Below are 18,106 nucleotides of genomic sequence, written 5' to 3'. Positions count from 1 at the left end.
AGCATGCATCGCAACGGCCCGATCGCCTTGCTGTTTCACACCCTCGTCGTCGGCTTCGTGCTGGCGCCGCTGATCGTGATCTGCCTCGTGGCCTTCACGCCCGCGAACACGCTGACCTTGCCGACGACGCAATTTTCGCTGCGATGGTTCACGGCCGTATTCGCGCATCCAGACTTCGTCGCCTCGTTCCTCAACAGCCTGTGGGTGGCAGCGATTGCCGCGACGATTGCGGTGGTGCTCGCGGTCGCCGCCGGGCTCGCGCTCGACCGCTACGACTTCCGCGGCCGCGCCGCGCTGAACGCGCTGTTCCTGTCGCCGCTGATGATCCCGCATCTCGTGCTCGGCGTCGCGCTTCTGCGGCTGTTCGCGCTGCTCGGCGCCACCGGCAGCCTGTTGTGGCTGACGGCTGGCCACATCGTGGTGATCACGCCCTATGTGCTCCGCCTCGTGCTGGCCGCGCTCTCCGGGCTCGACCGCAGCGCCGAGCAGGCGGCCGTGACGCTCGGCGCCTCCGGCTGGATCGTGTTCCGACGCATCACCGTGCCAATGATCCTGCCCGGCATCACCGGCGGCTGGCTGCTCGCCTTCATCAACTCCTTCGACGAGCTCACGATGTCGATCTTCATCACCTCGCCTGCCACCGTCACGTTGCCGGTGCGCATGTACATGTATGCGACCGAGTCGATCGATCCGATGATGGCCGCGGTCTCGGCGCTGATGATCGCGGTCACGGCGGCGGCGATGCTGCTGCTCGACCGCATCTTCGGCCTCGACAAGATTCTCGTGGGCCAGGGCTGACATCATGCCGCTGCTGCATCGTCTCGTCCGCACCGACAGTCCCGTCATCGTCTTCACGATCGACGGCGTGCCCTGCGAGGGCCGCGCCGGCGACACCGTGCTGACCGCCGTGCTCTGTCATGGCGAGCGGCTGCGCGAGAGCGAATTCACGGGATCGCCGCGCGCGGGCTTCTGCCAGATGGGCGCGTGCCAGGATTGCTGGGTGCAGCTCGACAGCGGCGAGCGGCTGCGCGCCTGCACGACGCCGCTGATAGAGGGCATGCACATCGTCACGCAGCGGGGCCGCAGCCATGGCTGAGCGCGCACCGCCCCTCATCGTCGGCGCCGGCCCGGCCGGCATCCGCGCTGCGATCACGCTGGCCGCCGCCGGTCTGCGGCCGATCGTCATCGACGAGGGCCATGCCTGCGGCGGCCAGATCTATCGTCAGCCGCTCGCTTCGGATGGGCGCGATGCCGAGGCGCGCTACGGCTCAGAGGCTGCGAAGGCGACCCGGCTGCATCGCGACTTCGCGGCGCTCGGCACCGATGTCGATTATCGTTCGAACACGCTGCTGTGGAATCTGCGCGACGGCGCAGCCGACGTGCTCCGCGACGGCGTCAATCATCGCGTGAGCTACGACGGCCTGATCCTCGCCTCAGGCGCGACCGATCGCGTGCTGCCGGTTCCCGGCTGGACCTTGCCCGGCGTGTTCACGCTCGGCGGCGCGCAGATCGCGCTGAAGGCGCAGGGCTGCGCGATCGGCCGTCGGGTGGTGTTCGCCGGCTCGGGCCCGCTGCTCTATCTCGTCGCCTGGCAATACATGAAGGCCGGCGCCGAGGTCGCGGCCGTGCTCGACGCCGCGCCGCCGTCTGCAAAACTCAATCTGCTGCGGGCGCTGCCACTGGCGCCTGATCTCGTGCTGCGCGGCATACGCATGGCGGCGGAGCTGGCGCTGCGCGGCACGCGCGTGCAACTCGGCGTCTCCGATCTTCGCATCGAAGGCGAGCGCCGGGTTGCACGCATCATCTATCGGTCCGGCGGACGTGAGCACGCGATCACCTGCGACGGCGTCGGTTATGGCCTGAACCTGCGCTCCGAGACGCAAGCCGCCGATCTCGCCGGCTGTGCCTTCCGCTTCGAGTCCCGCGACCGTGCGCATCTGCCAGTGCGCGATGCCAGCGGCCGCAGCAGCGTGGCGGGTGTCTATCTCGCCGGCGACGGCGCGCGCATCGCCGGCGCCGATGCGGCGGAGGCCGCCGGCGAACGTGCGGCGCTGGCGCTACTGGAAGATCGCGGCCTGGCGCATGATGCCGCACGGGCCGCTGCCCTCGAACGGACGCTTGCGACAATCGATCGCCTGCGCGACGCGCTCGAAGCCGCCTTTCCGTTTCCATCGCACTGGGCCGATACTATCCCCGATGCCACGCTGCTCTGCCGTTGCGAGGAGATCAGCGCCGGCGAGGCGCGGCGCGCGATCGATGATTTCTCATTGACCGAGATGAATCGTCTCAAGGCCGTCACGCGCATCGGCATGGGCCGCTGCCAGGGCCGGATGTGCGGCGCGGCGGCGGCCGAGCTGCTGGCTGCGCAAACGAACCGCGGCATCGGCGCCGTCGGCCGGCTGCGCATGCAGGCGCCGATCAAGCCGATCCCGCTGGCCGTGAGTCTGTCCGTCGACGAGAAGCAGCATGACCCGGCGCATTGACTGCGACGTCGCGATCATCGGCGGCGGGCTGGTCGGCAGCTCCGCGGCGCTGGCGCTGCGCGGCATGGGTTTTTCGGTCACCTTGCTGGACAAGGACTTTTGCGGGGCGCAGGCGAGCGGCGTCAACTATGGCGGCGTGCGCCGGCAGGGCCGGCCGCCCGAGCAGCTGCCGCTGTCGCAGCGCTCGCACGCGATCTGGCCGCGGTTGAAACAGCTCATCGGCATCGACGGCGAGTTCCTGCGCTCCGGTCATCTCAAGCTGGCGCGGACGCCCGAGGACATGGCGAGCCTGGAGCGCTACGCCGCCGAGGTCGCGCCGTTCGGACTCGATCTCGAACTGGTCGGCCACAATCAGCTCAGCGAGCGCTTCGGCATTGCCGGCGGCGTGATCGGCGGTTCGTTCTGTCCGGGCGACGGCCATGCCAATCCGCGGTTGGTGTCGACGGCGTTTGCCGTCGCGGCGCGCAGGGCTGGCGCCGAAGTGCTGGAAAACACGGGGGTCACTGGCGCGACACGCACGGGTGGCGGCTTCGCGGTCGAAGCTGAGGGGGTGGCCATCACCGCGCGCACGCTGATCAACAGCGCCGGCGCCTGGGCTGATGGTTTCGCGCGCGGCTTCAATGAGCCGGTGCCGCTGGAGCGCACCTATCCGTCGATGATCGTCACCGAGCCGCTCGATCCGTTCCTGTCGGTCAATATCGGCATCGAGGGCGGCGGCATCTATGCGCGGCAGGTCGCGCGCGGCAATGTCGTCGTCGGCGGCGAACGCGCTATGCCGCTCGCAGATCCCGACTATTCGCGCCCGCGCAGCGACGGCGCGCTCACGATCATGCAGCGCGCCAGCGAGCTGTTCGGCCCGTTGCGGCATGCGCAGGCGATCCGGTTCTGGAGCGGTACCGAGGCGACGATGCCCGACCGCAATCCGGTGATCGGTCCGAGCGCGACGACGCCGGGACTGATTCACGCCTTCGGCTTCTCCGGTGCCGGCTTCCAGATCGCGCCGGGGGTCGGCGAGGTCCTCGCCGAACTGGTGCGCGACGGCCGGACCGCGACGCCGATCGATGCTTTTGCGATCACCCGTTTCTCACCCGCATCGCAGCCGGGCGATGCAACTCCAGCAGCAATGACGACAGGATCGAAGGAGACCTCGCCATGATCAATGCTCGCGCCGCGCTCGGCTCAGCCCTCGCGTTGATGCTCGCTACTGCCTCCGCGCATGCCGAAACCAAGACACTCTATGTCGGGATGAACGGCGGCAATTTCGAGCGCACCTACACGCAGGCGGTATTCCCCGATTTCGAGAAGGCCAACGACGTCAAGATCGTCGTCGTGCCCGGCACGTCCTCGGAGATCCTCGCCAAGGCGATCGCGGCCAAGGACAAGCCGCAGATGCATGTGATGTTTCTCGACGACGGCGTGATGATCCGCGCTGCCGGCCTCGGCCTGTGCGAGAAGCTGAAGCCGAGCGAGGGGCTGGCGCAGCTCGAGCCATTCGCGCGGCTGAAGGACGACATGGCCGCCGGCATCGACATCGGCATGACGGGCTTGGCCTACAACAAGAAGCTGTTCGACGAGAAGGGCTGGGCGGCGCCGACCTCCTGGCTCGATCTCGCTGATCCCAAGTTCAAGGACAAGGTCGTGTTCCAGTCGGCCTCGGTCTCGACCTTCGGCCTGCACGCCTTCCTGATGGTCAACCGCATCAAGGGCGGCAGCGAGGCCAATGTCGAGCCCGGCTTCAAGGCGTTTCCCGACACGATCGGCAAGAACGTGCTCGAATACATCCCGAACTCGGCCAAGATCTCCGAGATGGTGCAGACCGGTGAAGCCGCGATCTTCCCGCTGACGCCGACCGCGGTGTCGACCTTGAAGGAGAAGGGCATCGCGGTGGAGTATGCGCAGCCGAAGGAAGGCTCGGTGGTGCTGATGGTCGCGCAATGCGTGATCGCCAACAATCCGGACGCCGAATTGGCGCAGAAGCTCGCCGCCTATCTGCTGTCGCCGGAGGCCCAGGCCAAGGCGCTCGCGGCCGGCAACATCGTGCCGTCCAACACCATGGCAAAGGCCACGACGCCGGCCGCCGAGCAGAAGCTCGCGACCTTCCACACCTACATGAAGACCGCGATCACGCTGGATTGGGATGTCATCAACGCCAAGCGCCCCGAGTGGAATACACGCTGGAACAGGATGATCGAGCGGTAGGCTTTCCAACCGTCTCGTTGCCCGCGCAGGGGCGATTGCGAAGCCATCCAGAGCTCTCGTACGGCCCCTGGATCGCTTCGCTGTCGCTCGCGATGACGGCGAGGAGCGCTAGCTGCGCCTCAGAGTACCGCTGTCATACCCCGCGAAAGCGGGGTATCCAGTACGCAGCGGCCCATCGATGCCATCACAGCCGTCTCGGCGTACTGGATCGCCCGGTCGAGCCGGGCGATGACGCTGATTTGTGGCACACAACGCGCCCCAAGCGTCATTGCGAGGAGCGGAGCGACGAAGCAATCCAGGGCTGCACGGCACTGCGTCGCTCTGGAGCAGCGCTGCGCGCAATCATGGAAGAAGGCGAACTACCCCGCCGGATAGCTCATCGCATACGCCTCCGTCAGCGCCTCATCCAGCAGCCGGCCGGCGCTGAAGCCGGCGAGGGTGGCCGGCCGTGTGACCCCGGGCAGCAGCCGGTCGCACGGCTCGGGCGCGCCGAGCACGGTGCGCACGGGAATGCGCTCGGCATAGGTCGGGAAGGCGTAGTCCTCCTCGTCGTCCGCAAGACCCTTGCTGCGGATCTTCGCCGACGCCTTCTCGATCTCCATGGCGACGACCGCGGTCGCCTTGATCTCCTGCGCCGTGCTCGGACGCAAGGTCGCCGTCCGTCCCGGGAAGAAGCGGTCGACCATCATCACCAGGGCACGCTCCTTCTCCGCCAGATCCTCGATCAGCCTGGCATGTCCGAACGCCATCACCGAGCGGTAGTCGGCCGAATGATTGAAGCCGCAGCGCGCCAGCACGAGGCTGTCGAGATGGGTCACGGTGAGGCAGGCCGGCTGCCCCTCCGACAGATTGCGCAGCATGCGGCTGGCGCTCGACCCGTGCCAATACAGCGTGCTGCCCTCGCGCCAATACAGCGTCGGCGTGCAGTAGGGCTGGCCGTCGATGACATAGGCGACGTGACAGAGCGCGGCGGAATCGAGCAGCGCATGAACGGTCGCATGATCGTAGCGCCCGCGGTCATGGCGGCGCTTGACCCGGTTGGTCTCGTCGACGGGATAGCTCGCCACCTGCTGCTCGGTCATCGCTTGTCTCCTGTTTGCGGGCGACGTCATGCCATGGCAAAGTGGTTGCCGGGAGTTCCACTTCGATGCCAAAGTCCGCAACCACTTCGCGTCGCCGCAACGTCGTGCTGGCGCTGCCGATCCGGCTCGACCGCGCCATTCGCGGTCAGTCGCAGCAGGTGCATGCGGCCCTGCGCTCCGCCATCGTCGACGGGCTGCTCGCACCCGGCCTGCGGCTGCCCTCGTCACGCGGCCTCGCCGAACAGCTCGGCGTCCGCCGCAACGCGATCGTCGCAGCCTACGAGGCGCTGTTGTCCGACGGCCTGGTCGAACCGCGGCATGGTGCGGGCACCTATGTCGCCACGCAATTGCCTGCGCCGCAGACGGCCGCGCCGGTGGCCGAGCTGGACATCCGCATTCCCGCGCGCCATCCGTTTGCGCTCGGCGTCACGCTGGTCGATCCGTCGCTGTTGAAGCGCCTCGCTGCCGCCAGCCGACGCCGCATCGCGCAGGCGCTGCCTGATGATCTCGGTTACGGCGACCCGCGCGGCAGCCTGCATCTGCGCACCCAGGTCGCGCATTACCTCGCCGCCAATCGCGGCGTTCGCTGCGATCCCAGTTGCATCCTGATCGTCAGCGGCACGCAGCACGGTCTGCGGCTGTGCATCGATGCGCTGCTTGCGCCTGGCGACGCCGTCTGGTTCGAGGATCCCGGCTATGTCGCCTCGCGCCATACGTTGGGCACGACCGGCGCGAAGCTCGTGCCCGTGCCGGTCGACGGCGAGGGCATCGTGGTGAGCGCGGGCGAGAGCGCCGATCGAACGGCGAGGGCGGCCTATGTCACGCCTTCGCATCAGTTTCCGACCGGCGTCGCGATGAGCATGGCGCGACGCATCGCGCTGCTCGACTGGGCGCGCAGGGCGGATGCCTACATCTTCGAGGATGACTACGACAGCGAATACCGCTTTGCCGGTCCGCCGCTGACCGCGCTGGCCGGGATCGGTGCTGAGCGCGTGATCTATCTCGGCACCTTCGGCAAGACATTGTTTGCCGGCCTGCGGCTGGGCTATCTCGTGGTGCCGCCCGCGCTGGTCGCGCGCGTCGTCGGCGCGCGCGCGGCACAGGACCGTTTCCCGCCGGTGTTCATGCAGGATGCGCTGGCGGACCTGATGGCCGATGGCGTCATCTCGGCCCATATGCGGCGCATGCGCCCGCGCTACCGCCAGGCGCGCGACGCCGTCGCCGAGGCGCTCGCCAGGCATGGCAGGGACGTCCTGCAGCTCGCCGCGCCATCGCAGGGGCTGCATCTGTTGGCGACCCTGCCGCCGGGAGCGCCGAAGGGCGCGGCGAGATTGATCCGCGACCGCGCCGGCGTCGAATGCCGGCTGCTGTCGGACGCGCGGATCGTTCAGCGCGGGCCGGATGGATTCATCCTGGGCTATTCGGGCTTCGCCACGCGAGATCTGGCAAACGCGGCCAGGGATCTCGCGCGGGCCGCGAAGGAGGTGCTGTCGGCTGCGTCGCGCGGGCGCTGACATGTCGATCGTGAGAAGGAGGCTGTTGCCGATCCGACACGACGGGCAAATCACTCGTGCCGACGACGTGCTGATGAGTTGTTGAGCTTGTTTGTAGCGGTTTGCAGGCGCGTCGCCCCTAATCGCTCCGCGAGCTTTTTCTCAATCCGGTCAATGAAATCCGCATGGATGATCGTGCGACCGCATTTTTTGCTTTCGTTTTTCCGGAATTCATGTTTATCTCCGCGCATCCCGCCTCACTGCAAGGGGCGTTGCGCGCGATCGTCACGACACGCGAGGCGGGGATGCGGTGGCCGCGAGAGATCGCAGCGTCCTCGGAAACGAGGGCGCGGACGAACGATCGCTCGCGGACGTGAAGTCGCAGCGTCCTGATACCCCGACGCTGGTATCAAGCCGCGATGGCACTGACGTGCCGCGTGGTGATGGTGGCCAACAAGCCCGGCGCACCAGGGAGACTGCGTATAAGCGTGAAGACCATCGCGCAGGGAATGCCGGCGTGTTTCGGCTTTGCCTGTGGTACCTGCCGCCTGCATTCTTTTCCGCAGGCGGGCCATGGGTGAAGCTGTCACCCGGCATTCCCTGCGCCCTTGCATGTCTTGCGAGGGACGAACGGATCGAACAACTCGGGCATCACATGCCGCGAGATCGCGCTTTCATGTCGATGTTTGAATGTGTGAAATCGAACGTCCGATGCCGTCGCGCTGCACTACTGATACGGATTGTGCTCGGCGTTGGTCATCGTCTGCCGCACCCGGCGCAACGTGATCGGCGTGCCGTCGGAGACGAATTGCAGCTCATAGGCGCGGCCGGCGTCGTCCTTGGCGGAGCAGGTCACGCTCGTCACCTTGAGCAGCGCGAAGTTGCCGACCTGCCGGCAGTGTCCCGACGAGCTCTGCGTGGCAGGAACCGGAATGCCGTCGACCTTCGGGCGGTGCTTGGAGTTCAGCAGCATGCGGTCGATCGGCAGCTCGTAGATGTTCTGGATCGAGCGGCGGCCGTTGACCCCGGAGAAGGCGATGATGTGGCTCTCGTCGGCGGGATCGTCGAGTGCGACCGTGAAATGCGCCCGGCCCTTTTCGCTATGGAAGAACGCGACGGTCTTGCAGGGGAAATCCCGGCCGTCGACCTTCAGCGTGCGGCAGGTCCCGGACATCAGCGCGTAAAGATCGATGTCGGGCTGCTCCTCCGGCGAGGTCGCCGCCGCCACCGGCTGCTGAGCGCTGCATGGCGTGGCCAGGCTCAGACCGAGCGCAACGGCGGCGAGGCGAAGAATGGGCAGGGGCATGCGCGGGATAGGCCTGGCAGGAATCATCTCTCGCATTGAGCGATGTGTCAACTTTGCGGCAAAAAGAGGTCCGGGCCGCGAACGGTCGGGCCCCCTCGCATGTGGCGTGATGCAGCAGGGCGGGGCGTGGTGCGATCGATACCGCAAAAGCAATAGAAAGTTCCACAGCCAGCATCTATGGGAAAGACACGGCCAAGCCATGGCCCAACACAAGAACCATTTGGAGGAAACTGATGACTTTGTCGCGTCGCGGCATCCTGTCGGCCGCGCTGAGCGGTGCGGCGCTCGCCATCTCCGGCCAGGCGAGAGCGCAATCCTTTGCTTTCAAGCCGAACCAGCGCTATCCCGATCCCGCGGTCGAGATCCTCGATCCGAGCTTTGCCAAGTATCGCCTCTACAGCTCGACCGTCGAGCAGCTCGCCAGCGGGATGCGCTGGGCCGAGGGTCCGGCCTATTTCCCGGACGAAGGCTATCTGCTGCTGAGCGATATTCCGAACAACCGGATCATGAAGTACAGCGAGAAGGACGACAGCTTCACCGTCTTCCGCAGCCCGGCCAACTACGCCAACGGCAACACGCGGGATCGCCAGGGGCGGCTGGTGAGCTGTGAGCATTCGGTGACCCGCCGGATCACCCGCACCGAGAAGAACGGCACAGTCACCGTGCTCGCCGACAGCTTCGAGGGCAAGCGGCTGAACGCGCCGAACGATATCGTCGTGAAGTCCGACGACACGATCTGGTTCACCGATCCCTTGTTCGGCATCAACGGCAATTGGGAAGGCTTCAAGGCGAAGTCCGAGCAGGCCACGACCAACGTGTTCCGGATCGGCACCGACGGCAAGCTGACCGCCGTCATCACCGACCTCGTCAATCCGAACGGGCTCGCGTTCTCGCCCGACGAGAAGAAGCTCTATGTCGTGGAGTGGAAGGGCACGCCGAACCGCAGCATCTGGAGCTACGACGTCAATGCCGACGGCACGGTCGGCAACAAGGTGAAGCTGATCGATGCGGCCGACCAGGGCTCACTCGACGGCTTCCGCGTCGACCGCGATGGCAATCTCTGGTGCGGCTGGGGCTCGAACGGCGCGCTGGCTTCCGAGCCGCTGGAGGTCAACGGCCGCAAGGTGTTTCCGCTCAAGGGCAGGTCGGAGGATCTCGACGGCGTCATGGTGTTCAATCCCTCGGGCAAGCCGATCGGCTTCATCCGGCTGCCGGAGCGCTGCGCCAATCTGACGTTCGGCGGTCCGAAGAACAACCGTCTCTACATGGCGGCGTCGCATTCGCTCTACGCGCTCTATGTCGAGACGGAAGGCGCGGTGTAGGAGGGTTTTATGATCAGCACGGTGGCGAAGATCGGGACACTACTTCGCCGCCGGCGCCTGAACCTTCTGCTTCCACAGCGCCCAGGCGCGGTCCATGATCACCATGTTGACGCCGTCGGCCTTGGCAGCTTCCTCGGCGCTGAGATAGGTGACGTCAGAGCCGAGGCCGATGGCCTGCGCCTGCAGCCGCGCATTGACGTCGGTGTAGTAGGCGCGGAACACGGCCGCCTGCACGGCGGGACCGACCGTGACGTCGCCATGGCCGCGCATCAGCACCACGGCCTTGTCGCCGAGCGCCGCCGCCAGCGACTTGCCGATGGCATTGTTGCGCACCAGCATGTCGGTGGCGCCGAACTCCTTGCTGATGTCCCACACCGGCGCGCCCTCGCCGAGGAAGGCAGCGTTGTGATACAGCGGCCGCAACGGTGTGCGGCTGACGCTGAACGGCACCACGCCGGGCGAATGGGTGTGCACGACGGCGTTGACGTCGCGACGGGCCCTGTAGACCTCGGCATGGATGAAGCGCTCGAGAAAGACGGCGCGGTTTCTGGCGTCGACCGGCTCGCCGTTCTCGTCGAACTCCATGATGTCGTTGGCCGTCACCTGCGCCGGCGCAATCGAGCGCGCCATCAGGAAGTGCTTGGGATTGGTCGGGTGCCGCGCGCTGACATGGCCGAAGGCATCGACCACGCCGAGATCGGCGAGCACGCGGCTGCCGGTCGCGATGTCCTCGAGCAGCTCGCGCGGAACGCCGGAGATGGCGTCTTGCGCGTGGGACGTCGCAATGGAGAGGAGGGTAGCGACGGCGATCGCGGCGAAGCGGCTGAAGCTGGACATCTGGCTCTTCCTCCCGGCCTTCGTTGTCGAGGCTCGTTGCTTCACCCTACGCGTCATTGCGAGCGAAGCGAAGCAATCCAGGATGGTGGGCGGGACTCTGGATTGCTTCGCTGCGCTCGCAATGACGGGGAGAGGTTTGAGCAAGGCAATTCTCATAGCGGGGTGAGCACGTCGGCCTCAGGTCACCGGCGCCGGATTGAAGAGCGTCAGGTCGTTGTGGATGCCCCAGCGGTCGGACCAGGGCTTGGTGCGGCCGGAGGCGACGTCGAGGATCAGCTTGAACAGCTCCCAGCCGGTCTCCTCGATGGTCATCTCGCCGGTGGCGATGCGGCCGGCGTCGAAGTCGATCAGGTCCTTCCAGCGCCGCGCCAGCTCGGTGCGGGTCGCGACCTTGATGACGGGCGCGGCAGCGAGGCCGTAGGGCGTGCCGCGGCCGGTGGTGAACACCTGGAGCGTCATGCCAGAGGCGAGCTGCAGGGTGCCGCAGATGAAGTCGGAGGCCGGCGTCGCCGCGAACAGCATGCCCTTCTGCTTGGCCTTCTCGCCCGGCGCCAGCACGCCGTGGATCGGGCCCGAGCCGGACTTGACGATCGAGCCGAGCGACTTCTCGACGATGTTGGCGAGCCCGCCCTTCTTGTTGCCCGGCGTCGTATTGGCACTGCGATCGGCGCCGCCGCGGGCGAGATAGGCGTCGTACCAGTCCATCTCGCGGATCAGCGCGCGGCCGACCTCCTCGTTGATGGCGCGTCGCGTCAGCAGCTGGATGGCGTCGCGCACTTCCGTGACTTCCGAGAACATCACGGTGGCGCCGGCGCGCACCAAGAGATCGGCGGCAAAGCCAACCGCGGGATTGGCGGTGACGCCGGAGAACGCGTCGCTGCCGCCGCATTGCAGGCCGATGACGAGATCGGAGGCCGGGCAAGTCTGGCGCGTGCGCTTGTTGAGTTCGGCCAGACGGCGGTCGGCCTGAGTCATGATGGCGTCGACGATGGCGCCGAAGCCGTCGAACGCTTCGTCCTGCATGCGCACGATCGAGTCTTCAGTGCCTTCCGGCAGAAGCCGCTCCGGCGCGAGCTTCTCGCAGCCGAGGCCGACGACCAGGATCTCGCCGCCAAAATTCGGGTTGAGCGCGAGGTTCTGCAAGGTGCGGATCGGCACCACGGCGTCAGGCGCCGTGATCGCGACGCCGCAGCCATAGGCATGGGTGAGGGCGACGACGTCGTCGACGTTGGGGTACTTCGGCAAGAGCTCGCTCTTGATGCGCTTGATCGCGAATTCGAGCGTGCCCTTCACGCATTGCACCGAGGTGGAGATGCCCAGCACGTTGCGGGTGCCGACCGAGCCGTCGGCGTTGCGATAGCCCTCGAAGGTGTAGCCTTCGAGCGGCGGCAGCGGCGCGGGGACGGCGGTGGAGATTTCGAGCTGGTCGAGGGCAGGGGCCTCGGGCATGTCGATGCGGGCCTCATCCACCCACTCGCCGGCGGCGATCGGCGACTTGGCGCTGCCGATGATCTCGCCATAGCGGATGATCGGCGCGCCCTCGGCGATGTCGACCAGCGCGGTCTTGTGGCCCTGCGGGACGAAGGTCTTCAGCGTCAGTCCGTCGGGAAGCTTGGTGCCGGCAGGCAGGCCGAAATCGTTGACCACGATCGCGACGTTGTCGCGCGCGTTGAGCTTGATGACCCGCGGCTCCTGGTTCACGACCTGCTGGTTCATGCTGGCTCCGTTCCCTCAACTCGTAGGGTGGGCAAAGCGAAGCGTGCCCACCGGTCTTCTTGCTCCGAACTCTCTTCACCTCGCCCCGCTTGCGGGGAGAGGTCGGATTGCATCGAAGATACAATCCGGGTGAGGGGGTACAGGTCTCACCGCGAGCACTTCCCGTGCGGCTGCCCCTCACCCCAGCCCTCTCCCCGTGAAGAACGGGGAGAGGGAGTGGACCGCGGATGCGGCCCGGCTGTTAGTTCACGATCGTCAGGCTCACACCGGGAAGGTGTAGGCCGTCTTCACCGTGGTGTAGAACTCGCGCGCGTAGGAGCCCTGCTCGCGGGCGCCGTAGCTCGAGCCCTTCCGGCCGCCGAACGGGACGTGATAGTCGACGCCGGCGGTCGGCAGGTTGACCATCACCATGCCGGCCTCGCTGTTGCGCTTGAAGTGCGAGGCGTATTTCAGGCTGGTGGTGCAGACGCCGGCGGCGAGGCCGAACTCGGTGTCGTTGGAGATCGCCAGCGCCTCGTCGTAGTTCTTGGCGCGGATGACGCAGGCGACCGGTCCGAAGATCTCCTCACGCGCGATGCGCATGGTGTTGTTGGCTTCGGTGAACAGCGCCGGCTGCATGTAGAAGCCGGGAGACTCGCGGTTGAGCAGCTCGCCGCCCCAGGCCAGCTTGGCGCCTTCGTCCTGGCCGATCTTGAGATAGTGCTGGTCCTGCTCGAGCTGGTTGCCGTCGACGACAGGGCCGATATGCGTGCCCTGCTTGACGGCGTCGTCGACGACGAGGCCCTTCAGGCGCTCGGTCAGCGCTTCGACGAACTTGTCGTGGATGCCCTCGGTGACGATCAGGCGCGACGAGGCCGTGCAGCGCTGGCCGGTCGAGAAGTAGGCGCCGTTGGCGGCGGCTTCGACCGCGACCTTGACGTCGGCGTCGTCGAGCACGACCAGCGGATTCTTGCCGCCCATCTCCAACTGGAACTTCTTCATCGGGTTCGACAGCACGCAGGCCTGCGCGATCTTGCGGCCCGTGCCGACCGAACCCGTGAAGGAGATCGCCGCGACATCGGGGTGCTCGAGCAAGGTCTGGCCGACCACCGAGCCGGAGCCGACGACGAGGTTGAACACGCCGGCCGGAATGCCGGAGCGCGCGATGATCTCGGAGAGCGCATGCGCCGAGCCCGGCACCAGCTCGGCCGGCTTGAACACCACCGTGTTGCCGTAGCAGAGCGCGGGGGCGATCTTCCAGGCGGGAATGGCGATCGGGAAATTCCAGGGCGTGATCATGCCGACGACGCCGACCGCCTCGCGGGTGATCTCGACATCGAGACCCGGACGGACCGAGGCCCCCTTCTCGCCGGTCAGGCGCAGCGCCTCGCCGGCAAAGAACGCGAAGATCTGCCCCGCGCGTGCGACCTCGCCGATGCCCTCCGGCAGCGTCTTGCCTTCCTCGCGGGCGAGCAGGCGGCCGAGCTCTTCCTTGCGCGACAGGATCTCGGCAGAAATCTTGTTCAGCGCGTCATAGCGCTCCTGCGGCGTCGAGCGCGACCAGGCGGGGAAGGCGGCCTTGGCGGCGGCGATCGCCTTCTCGGTCTGCGCCTTGTCGGCCTTGGCGTATTCGCCGACGACATCGTTGGTGTTCGACGGGTTGATGTTGCGGGTGACCCCGCTGCCGTCGACCCACTCGCCGGCAATGAAATTCTTGAGGATCGCGTTCATGTCAAAACTCTCCAGGCTTGCGCGACTGTGCTGGCACAATCTAGCCGATCAGGTCCGTTACCGCACGAGGCAGGGCCGCTTGTCGTCGAAGGTCCAGCCGGGGATCAGATACTGCATCGCGACGGCGTCGTCTCGTGCGCCGAGCCCGTGGCTCTTGTAAAGTTCATGAGCCTTTTCGATGGCGCCGCGGTCAACTTCGACGCCGAGCCCAGGTTGCTCGGGCACCGCGATCTTGCCGCCCTTGATCTGCAACGGCGACTTGGTGAGCGCCTGGCCGTCCTGCCAGATCCAATGGGTGTCGATCGCGGTCACCTTGCCCGGGGCGGCGGCGGCGACATGGGTGAACATCGCCAGCGAAATGTCGAAATGGTTGTTGGAGTGCGAGCCCCAGGTCAGGCCGTTGTCCTTGCAGGTCTGGGCGACGCGCACCGAGCCCTGCATGGTCCAGAAATGGGGATCGGCGAGGGGGATGTCGACGGCGCCGAGCCGCAGCGCATGGCTGAGCTGCCGCCAGTCGGTGGCGATCATGTTGGTCGCGGTCGGCAGGCCCGTGGCGCGGCGGAATTCGGCCATGATCTCTCGTCCCGAGAAGCCGGCTTCGGCGCCGCAGGGGTCCTCGGCATAGGCGAGAATGCCGTGCATGTCCTTGCACAGCCGGATCGCCTCATCGAGCGACCATGCGCCGTTCGGATCGAGCGTGACGCGGGCCTGCGGGAAGCGCTTGGCGATCGCGGTCACTGCCTCGATTTCGGCTTCGCCCTGGAGCACGCCGCCCTTCAGCTTGAAGTCGGCGAAGCCATAGGCATCGTGGGTGGCCTCGGCGAGCCGCACGACAGCTTCGGGCGTCATCGCTTCCTGATGTCGCAGCGTATACCAGCCCTCACGTTCGCCTTCGCCGGTCGCATAAGGAAGATCGGTCTTCCTGCGGTCGCCGACGAAGAACAGATAGCCGAGCGCCTCGACGGACGCGCGCTGCTGGCCCTCGCCGAGCAGCGCCGCGACGGGCAGGCCGAGATGCTGGCCGAGCAAATCGAGCAGCGCGGATTCGACGGCCGTGACAGCGTGGATCATCACGCGCAGATCGAACGTCTGCTTGCCGCGGCCGCCGGCGTCGCGGTCGGCGAAGGTGGTGCGCATCGTGGCGAGGATGGTGTTGCAGGCGCCGATGCTCTGGCCCACGATCAGGCTCTTCGCATCCTCCAAGGTCTGCCGGATCTTCTCGCCGCCCGGCACCTCACCGACGCCGGTGTGGCCGGAATTGTCGGTGAGGATGACGAGGTTGCGGGTGAAGAACGGCCCATGCGCGCCCGAGAGGTTGAGCAGCATGCTGTCACGGCCCGCGACCGGAATGACCTCCATGCCGGTGACGACCGGCGCGCCGGAGATTCCTGTGCTGGTGGCATCGTGACTCATCATGCTCCTCCTTCGTCGTCTCTCGTTCTAGCGTCCCCTCATGGTGAGGAGCCCGCCACTTGGCGGGCGTCTCGAACCATGAGGCCCCAACTGCGGCCTCATCCTTCGAGACGCTTGCTGCGCAAGCTCCTCAGGATGAGGGGAAAGGCCGTCACTGCGGCGACGGCCGTCTCATCATCACTCCGCCGCCTGCTGCGCCGAGGCTGCGCCCGGCAGCGCTTTCACCAGCGCGGTCAGCTCGGCCATCTCGGCCTCGGTCAGGTCGGTCAGCGGCAGGCGGACCGGGCCGGAATCGCGGCCGATCACCTTCATGCCGGCCTTGATGATCGAGACCGCGTAGCCCTTCTTGCGGTTGCGTATCGCGATCAGCGGCAAAATGAAATCCTTCAATCCGGCATGGATCGTGGCGTGATCGCGCTTGCGCACTGCGGCATAGAAGTTGGTGGCGAACTCCGGCACGAAGTTGAACACCGCCGAGGAGTAGGTCGTCACGCCCATGTCGAGATAGGGCAGCGCGAAGGTTTCCGCGGTCGGCAGGCCGCCGATATAGGTGAGACGGTCGCCCATCTTGCTGTAGACGCGGGTCATCAGCTCGATGTCGCCGATGCCGTCCTTGTAGCCGACGAGGTTCGGGCAGCGCTCGCACAGCCGCGCCAGCGTGTCCGGCTGCAAAATCGCGTTGTCGCGATTGTAGACGATGACGCCGATCTTCACCGATTTGCAGACAGCCTCGACATGGGCGGCGAGGCCCTCCTGCTCGGCATGCATCAGATAGGGCGGCAGCAGCAGGAGGCCGTCGGCGCCGGCCTGCTCCGCGCCAACCGCGATCTCGCGGGCGATCGCGGTGCCGTAGCCGGTGCCGGCCAGCACGGGCACGCGGCCGCGCGTCTCGTCGACGGCCACTTTCACCACCTCCGGCACTTCGGCTGCGGTGAGCGAGAAGAACTCGCCGGTGCCGCCGGCGGCGAACAGGCCCGCGACCTCATAGCCGCACAGCCAGTCCATGTTGGAGCGGTAGGTGGCCTCGTCGAAGGAGTAGTCGGCCTTGAACGGCGTCACGGGGAAGGAGAGCAGGCCGCTGCCGATTTTCGCGGCCATTTCCTGTGGGGTCATCTTGCTCATCGTGCGTGTCCTCAGCGCTTGTTCCGGGGTGTGACGTCGCGTGGCGCGGCCCGCGCGCGTCGTCCTGGGGCGTGTCGTAGGACCAAGTTCAATGCCGGTCCAAGCCAATCACGGTATCGATTGATACAGACCGGGTATCAATCTTCAGTCTGTTGCACCGCGAGCTTGCCCGCCAGTTCGACCAGCGCCGGCAGCAGCGGATTGTCGTGCTCGCGCCGCCAGACCAGGAACAGCTCGGCCGGCGTGGGATTGCGCAGCTTCAGGGGTCGCAGCCGGACATCGGCGATCTTCAGGCTGGCGGCGGCTTCCGGCACGATCGCGAGGCCGAGGCCGGCACGCACCATCGAGAGGATGGAATGGATCTGGCTGAGATGCTGCACGTAGCGCGGCAGCACCTCGGCGCGCATGAATTGCGAGACCAGGAGATCGTGGAAGTAGCGCGCTTCGGTCTGCGAATACATGATGAAGGGCTGGGCGTCGAAATCGCGGATCGAGACGCTCTCGGCGGAGGCGAGCCGATGGCGGCGGGGCAGCGCGGCGCACAGCGGCTCGGCGACGACCCGGCGCGTCGCGAACTCGGGCCGGGCGATCGGCGGCCGCAGCAGGCCGGCGTCGATCTGGCCGGAGGCGAGCGCCTCGATCTGGTCGCCGGACACCATCTCCTTCAGCGACAGATCGGCCTCCGGCAACTCGGTCCGGCAGGCGGCGACGAGATCGGGCAGGAAGCCATAGGCGGCAGCCGCGGTGAAGCCGATCTTCAACGAGCCGCTTTTGCCGCTGGCGATGCGCTGCGCCACCTGCGCCGCGCTCTCCGCCATCTTCAGGATGCGCCGCGCTTCAGGCAGAAAGCTGCGTCCCGCCGGCGTCAGCTTGACCGAGCGGCTGGTGCGCTCGAGCAGCGCCGCATCGATGATGTGCTCCAGCACCTGGATCTGCCGCGACAGCGGCGGCTGCGTCATGTTCAGCCGTACCGCGGCGCGGCCGAAATGCAGCTCCTCGGCCACGGTGACGAAGCAGCGCAATTGGTTGAGATCGAACATCGATGCTTCCGGGGTATGGATGGAGCCGTTGATATGGGTGTGGTAGCATTGATCAGGCCAGGTGAAAACGGCGGCGAAAGGCTGATCGAGCTGGCTCGTGCATCGACACACTCCGCCGTCGTCCCGGCCTAGTGCGCAATTGCGCACGCGGCGCCGGGACCCATACCCCCAGGGAGCGGTTTGAGGCAGGCTAGCAATTGGCTTTTTGCCCAACACGTCCGCTGCGGCGTATGGGTCCCGGATCGGCGCATCGCCGCGCTGGCGCGCGTCGATGCTTGTCCGGGACGACGGCGGTGGGTGGGGTGCGTTCACGGTTCAAACAGCTACGTGACTCATCGGGACACGTCCTCTCAATCTCGCGGCACATCATGCCCGAGCTTTGC

The 18,106-nt window shown here is 66.7% G+C and carries 15 protein-coding genes; 7 read left to right on the top strand and 8 right to left on the bottom strand.

Annotated elements, in window-relative coordinates:
* Positions 1–3 precede the first annotated feature (3 nt).
* Genes ACQR1Y_RS17765 through ACQR1Y_RS17745 form a run of 5 tightly spaced genes read left to right on the top strand, consistent with a single transcriptional unit; the run spans position 4 to position 4,682 of the window.
* Positions 4–798 (top strand): ABC transporter permease, encoded by a 795-nt coding sequence (locus ACQR1Y_RS17765; RefSeq protein WP_434877650.1) that lies wholly within the window; start codon positions 4–6, stop codon positions 796–798.
* Between the two features lie 4 nt (positions 799–802).
* Entirely contained in the window at positions 803–1,096 is a 294-nt protein-coding gene (locus ACQR1Y_RS17760; protein WP_434877559.1) for a (2Fe-2S)-binding protein, read from the top strand.
* Positions 1,089–2,483, top strand: a complete 1,395-nt coding sequence (locus ACQR1Y_RS17755) for an FAD-dependent oxidoreductase (RefSeq protein ID WP_434877558.1) — start codon at positions 1,089–1,091, stop codon at positions 2,481–2,483. Before ACQR1Y_RS17760 ends, ACQR1Y_RS17755 begins: the two co-directional genes overlap by 8 nt.
* Entirely contained in the window at positions 2,467–3,639 is a 1,173-nt protein-coding gene (locus ACQR1Y_RS17750; protein WP_434877557.1) for an NAD(P)/FAD-dependent oxidoreductase, read from the top strand. The genes ACQR1Y_RS17755 and ACQR1Y_RS17750 overlap by 17 nt, the downstream gene beginning before the upstream one ends.
* Positions 3,636–4,682, top strand: coding sequence for an ABC transporter substrate-binding protein (locus tag ACQR1Y_RS17745; protein ID WP_434877556.1), 1,047 nt, complete (start codon positions 3,636–3,638; stop codon positions 4,680–4,682). Before ACQR1Y_RS17750 ends, ACQR1Y_RS17745 begins: the two co-directional genes overlap by 4 nt.
* Before the next feature lie 359 nt (positions 4,683–5,041).
* Here the strand turns inward: ACQR1Y_RS17745 and ACQR1Y_RS17740 are convergent, their stop codons facing one another.
* On the bottom strand, positions 5,042–5,764 hold the full coding sequence (locus ACQR1Y_RS17740; protein WP_434877555.1) for a pyridoxamine 5'-phosphate oxidase family protein: 723 nt from the start codon (positions 5,762–5,764) through the stop codon (positions 5,042–5,044).
* Positions 5,765–5,829: 65 nt separating this feature from the next.
* Here ACQR1Y_RS17740 and ACQR1Y_RS17735 point away from each other — a divergent pair, with 65 nt between their 5' ends.
* Positions 5,830–7,278, top strand: coding sequence for a PLP-dependent aminotransferase family protein (locus ACQR1Y_RS17735; RefSeq protein ID WP_434877554.1), 1,449 nt, complete (start codon positions 5,830–5,832; stop codon positions 7,276–7,278).
* Positions 7,279–7,984: 706 nt separating this feature from the next.
* On the opposite strand, the gene ACQR1Y_RS17730 is transcribed toward ACQR1Y_RS17735, so the two are convergent.
* Positions 7,985–8,563 (bottom strand): hypothetical protein, encoded by a 579-nt coding sequence (locus ACQR1Y_RS17730; RefSeq protein WP_434856092.1) that lies wholly within the window; start codon positions 8,561–8,563, stop codon positions 7,985–7,987.
* Positions 8,564–8,796: 233 nt separating this feature from the next.
* Here ACQR1Y_RS17730 and ACQR1Y_RS17725 point away from each other — a divergent pair, with 233 nt between their 5' ends.
* Positions 8,797–9,885: an SMP-30/gluconolactonase/LRE family protein gene (locus ACQR1Y_RS17725; RefSeq protein ID WP_434877553.1), complete on the top strand. Its 1,089-nt coding sequence runs from the start codon at positions 8,797–8,799 to the stop codon at positions 9,883–9,885.
* Positions 9,886–9,924: 39 nt separating this feature from the next.
* On the opposite strand, the gene ACQR1Y_RS17720 is transcribed toward ACQR1Y_RS17725, so the two are convergent.
* The 6 genes from ACQR1Y_RS17720 to ACQR1Y_RS17695 all read right to left on the bottom strand — a co-directional run bounded on the left by ACQR1Y_RS17720 (position 9,925) and on the right by ACQR1Y_RS17695 (position 17,723).
* Entirely contained in the window at positions 9,925–10,722 is a 798-nt protein-coding gene (locus tag ACQR1Y_RS17720; protein WP_434877552.1) for a class II aldolase/adducin family protein, read from the bottom strand.
* A 177-nt stretch (positions 10,723–10,899) separates the two neighbouring features.
* Positions 10,900–12,438 (bottom strand): galactarate dehydratase, encoded by a 1,539-nt coding sequence (garD, locus tag ACQR1Y_RS17715; protein WP_434877551.1) that lies wholly within the window; start codon positions 12,436–12,438, stop codon positions 10,900–10,902.
* Between the two features lie 261 nt (positions 12,439–12,699).
* Positions 12,700–14,148, bottom strand: a complete 1,449-nt coding sequence (locus tag ACQR1Y_RS17710) for an aldehyde dehydrogenase family protein (RefSeq protein WP_434877550.1) — start codon at positions 14,146–14,148, stop codon at positions 12,700–12,702.
* Between the two features lie 57 nt (positions 14,149–14,205).
* Positions 14,206–15,561, bottom strand: a complete 1,356-nt coding sequence (gene gudD / locus ACQR1Y_RS17705) for a glucarate dehydratase (protein WP_434877549.1) — start codon at positions 15,559–15,561, stop codon at positions 14,206–14,208.
* Between the two features lie 177 nt (positions 15,562–15,738).
* On the bottom strand, positions 15,739–16,683 hold the full coding sequence (gene kdgD / locus ACQR1Y_RS17700) for a 5-dehydro-4-deoxyglucarate dehydratase (RefSeq protein WP_434877548.1): 945 nt from the start codon (positions 16,681–16,683) through the stop codon (positions 15,739–15,741).
* Between the two features lie 137 nt (positions 16,684–16,820).
* Positions 16,821–17,723 (bottom strand): LysR substrate-binding domain-containing protein, encoded by a 903-nt coding sequence (locus ACQR1Y_RS17695; protein WP_434877547.1) that lies wholly within the window; start codon positions 17,721–17,723, stop codon positions 16,821–16,823.
* Between the last annotated feature and the right edge of the window lie 383 nt (positions 17,724–18,106).

The sequence above is a fragment of the Bradyrhizobium sp. HKCCYLRH3099 genome (genome assembly GCF_051167855.1).
In the GTDB taxonomy this organism is placed as follows: domain Bacteria; phylum Pseudomonadota; class Alphaproteobacteria; order Rhizobiales; family Xanthobacteraceae; genus Bradyrhizobium.
This window is presented reverse-complemented; position numbering and strand designations above follow the sequence as displayed.

Excerpts from the sequence above, each read along its gene's own strand:
- kdgD (WP_434877548.1), bottom strand. The coding sequence starts at position 16,683 with ATGAGCAAGATGACCCCACAGGAAATGGCCGCGAAAATCGGCAGCGGC.
- ACQR1Y_RS17695 (WP_434877547.1), bottom strand. The coding sequence starts at position 17,723 with ATGTTCGATCTCAACCAATTGCGCTGCTTCGTCACCGTGGCCGAGGAG.
- ACQR1Y_RS17720 (WP_434877552.1), bottom strand. The coding sequence starts at position 10,722 with ATGTCCAGCTTCAGCCGCTTCGCCGCGATCGCCGTCGCTACCCTCCTC.
- ACQR1Y_RS17745 (WP_434877556.1), top strand. The coding sequence starts at position 3,636 with ATGATCAATGCTCGCGCCGCGCTCGGCTCAGCCCTCGCGTTGATGCTC.
- ACQR1Y_RS17725 (WP_434877553.1), top strand. The coding sequence starts at position 8,797 with ATGACTTTGTCGCGTCGCGGCATCCTGTCGGCCGCGCTGAGCGGTGCG.
- garD (WP_434877551.1), bottom strand. The coding sequence starts at position 12,438 with ATGAACCAGCAGGTCGTGAACCAGGAGCCGCGGGTCATCAAGCTCAAC.
- ACQR1Y_RS17750 (WP_434877557.1), top strand. The coding sequence starts at position 2,467 with ATGACCCGGCGCATTGACTGCGACGTCGCGATCATCGGCGGCGGGCTG.
- ACQR1Y_RS17735 (WP_434877554.1), top strand. The coding sequence starts at position 5,830 with ATGCCAAAGTCCGCAACCACTTCGCGTCGCCGCAACGTCGTGCTGGCG.
- ACQR1Y_RS17760 (WP_434877559.1), top strand. The coding sequence starts at position 803 with ATGCCGCTGCTGCATCGTCTCGTCCGCACCGACAGTCCCGTCATCGTC.
- ACQR1Y_RS17765 (WP_434877650.1), top strand. The coding sequence starts at position 4 with ATGCATCGCAACGGCCCGATCGCCTTGCTGTTTCACACCCTCGTCGTC.
- ACQR1Y_RS17710 (WP_434877550.1), bottom strand. The coding sequence starts at position 14,148 with ATGAACGCGATCCTCAAGAATTTCATTGCCGGCGAGTGGGTCGACGGC.
- ACQR1Y_RS17755 (WP_434877558.1), top strand. The coding sequence starts at position 1,089 with ATGGCTGAGCGCGCACCGCCCCTCATCGTCGGCGCCGGCCCGGCCGGC.
- ACQR1Y_RS17730 (WP_434856092.1), bottom strand. The coding sequence starts at position 8,563 with ATGCCCCTGCCCATTCTTCGCCTCGCCGCCGTTGCGCTCGGTCTGAGC.
- ACQR1Y_RS17740 (WP_434877555.1), bottom strand. The coding sequence starts at position 5,764 with ATGACCGAGCAGCAGGTGGCGAGCTATCCCGTCGACGAGACCAACCGG.
- gudD (WP_434877549.1), bottom strand. The coding sequence starts at position 15,561 with ATGAGTCACGATGCCACCAGCACAGGAATCTCCGGCGCGCCGGTCGTC.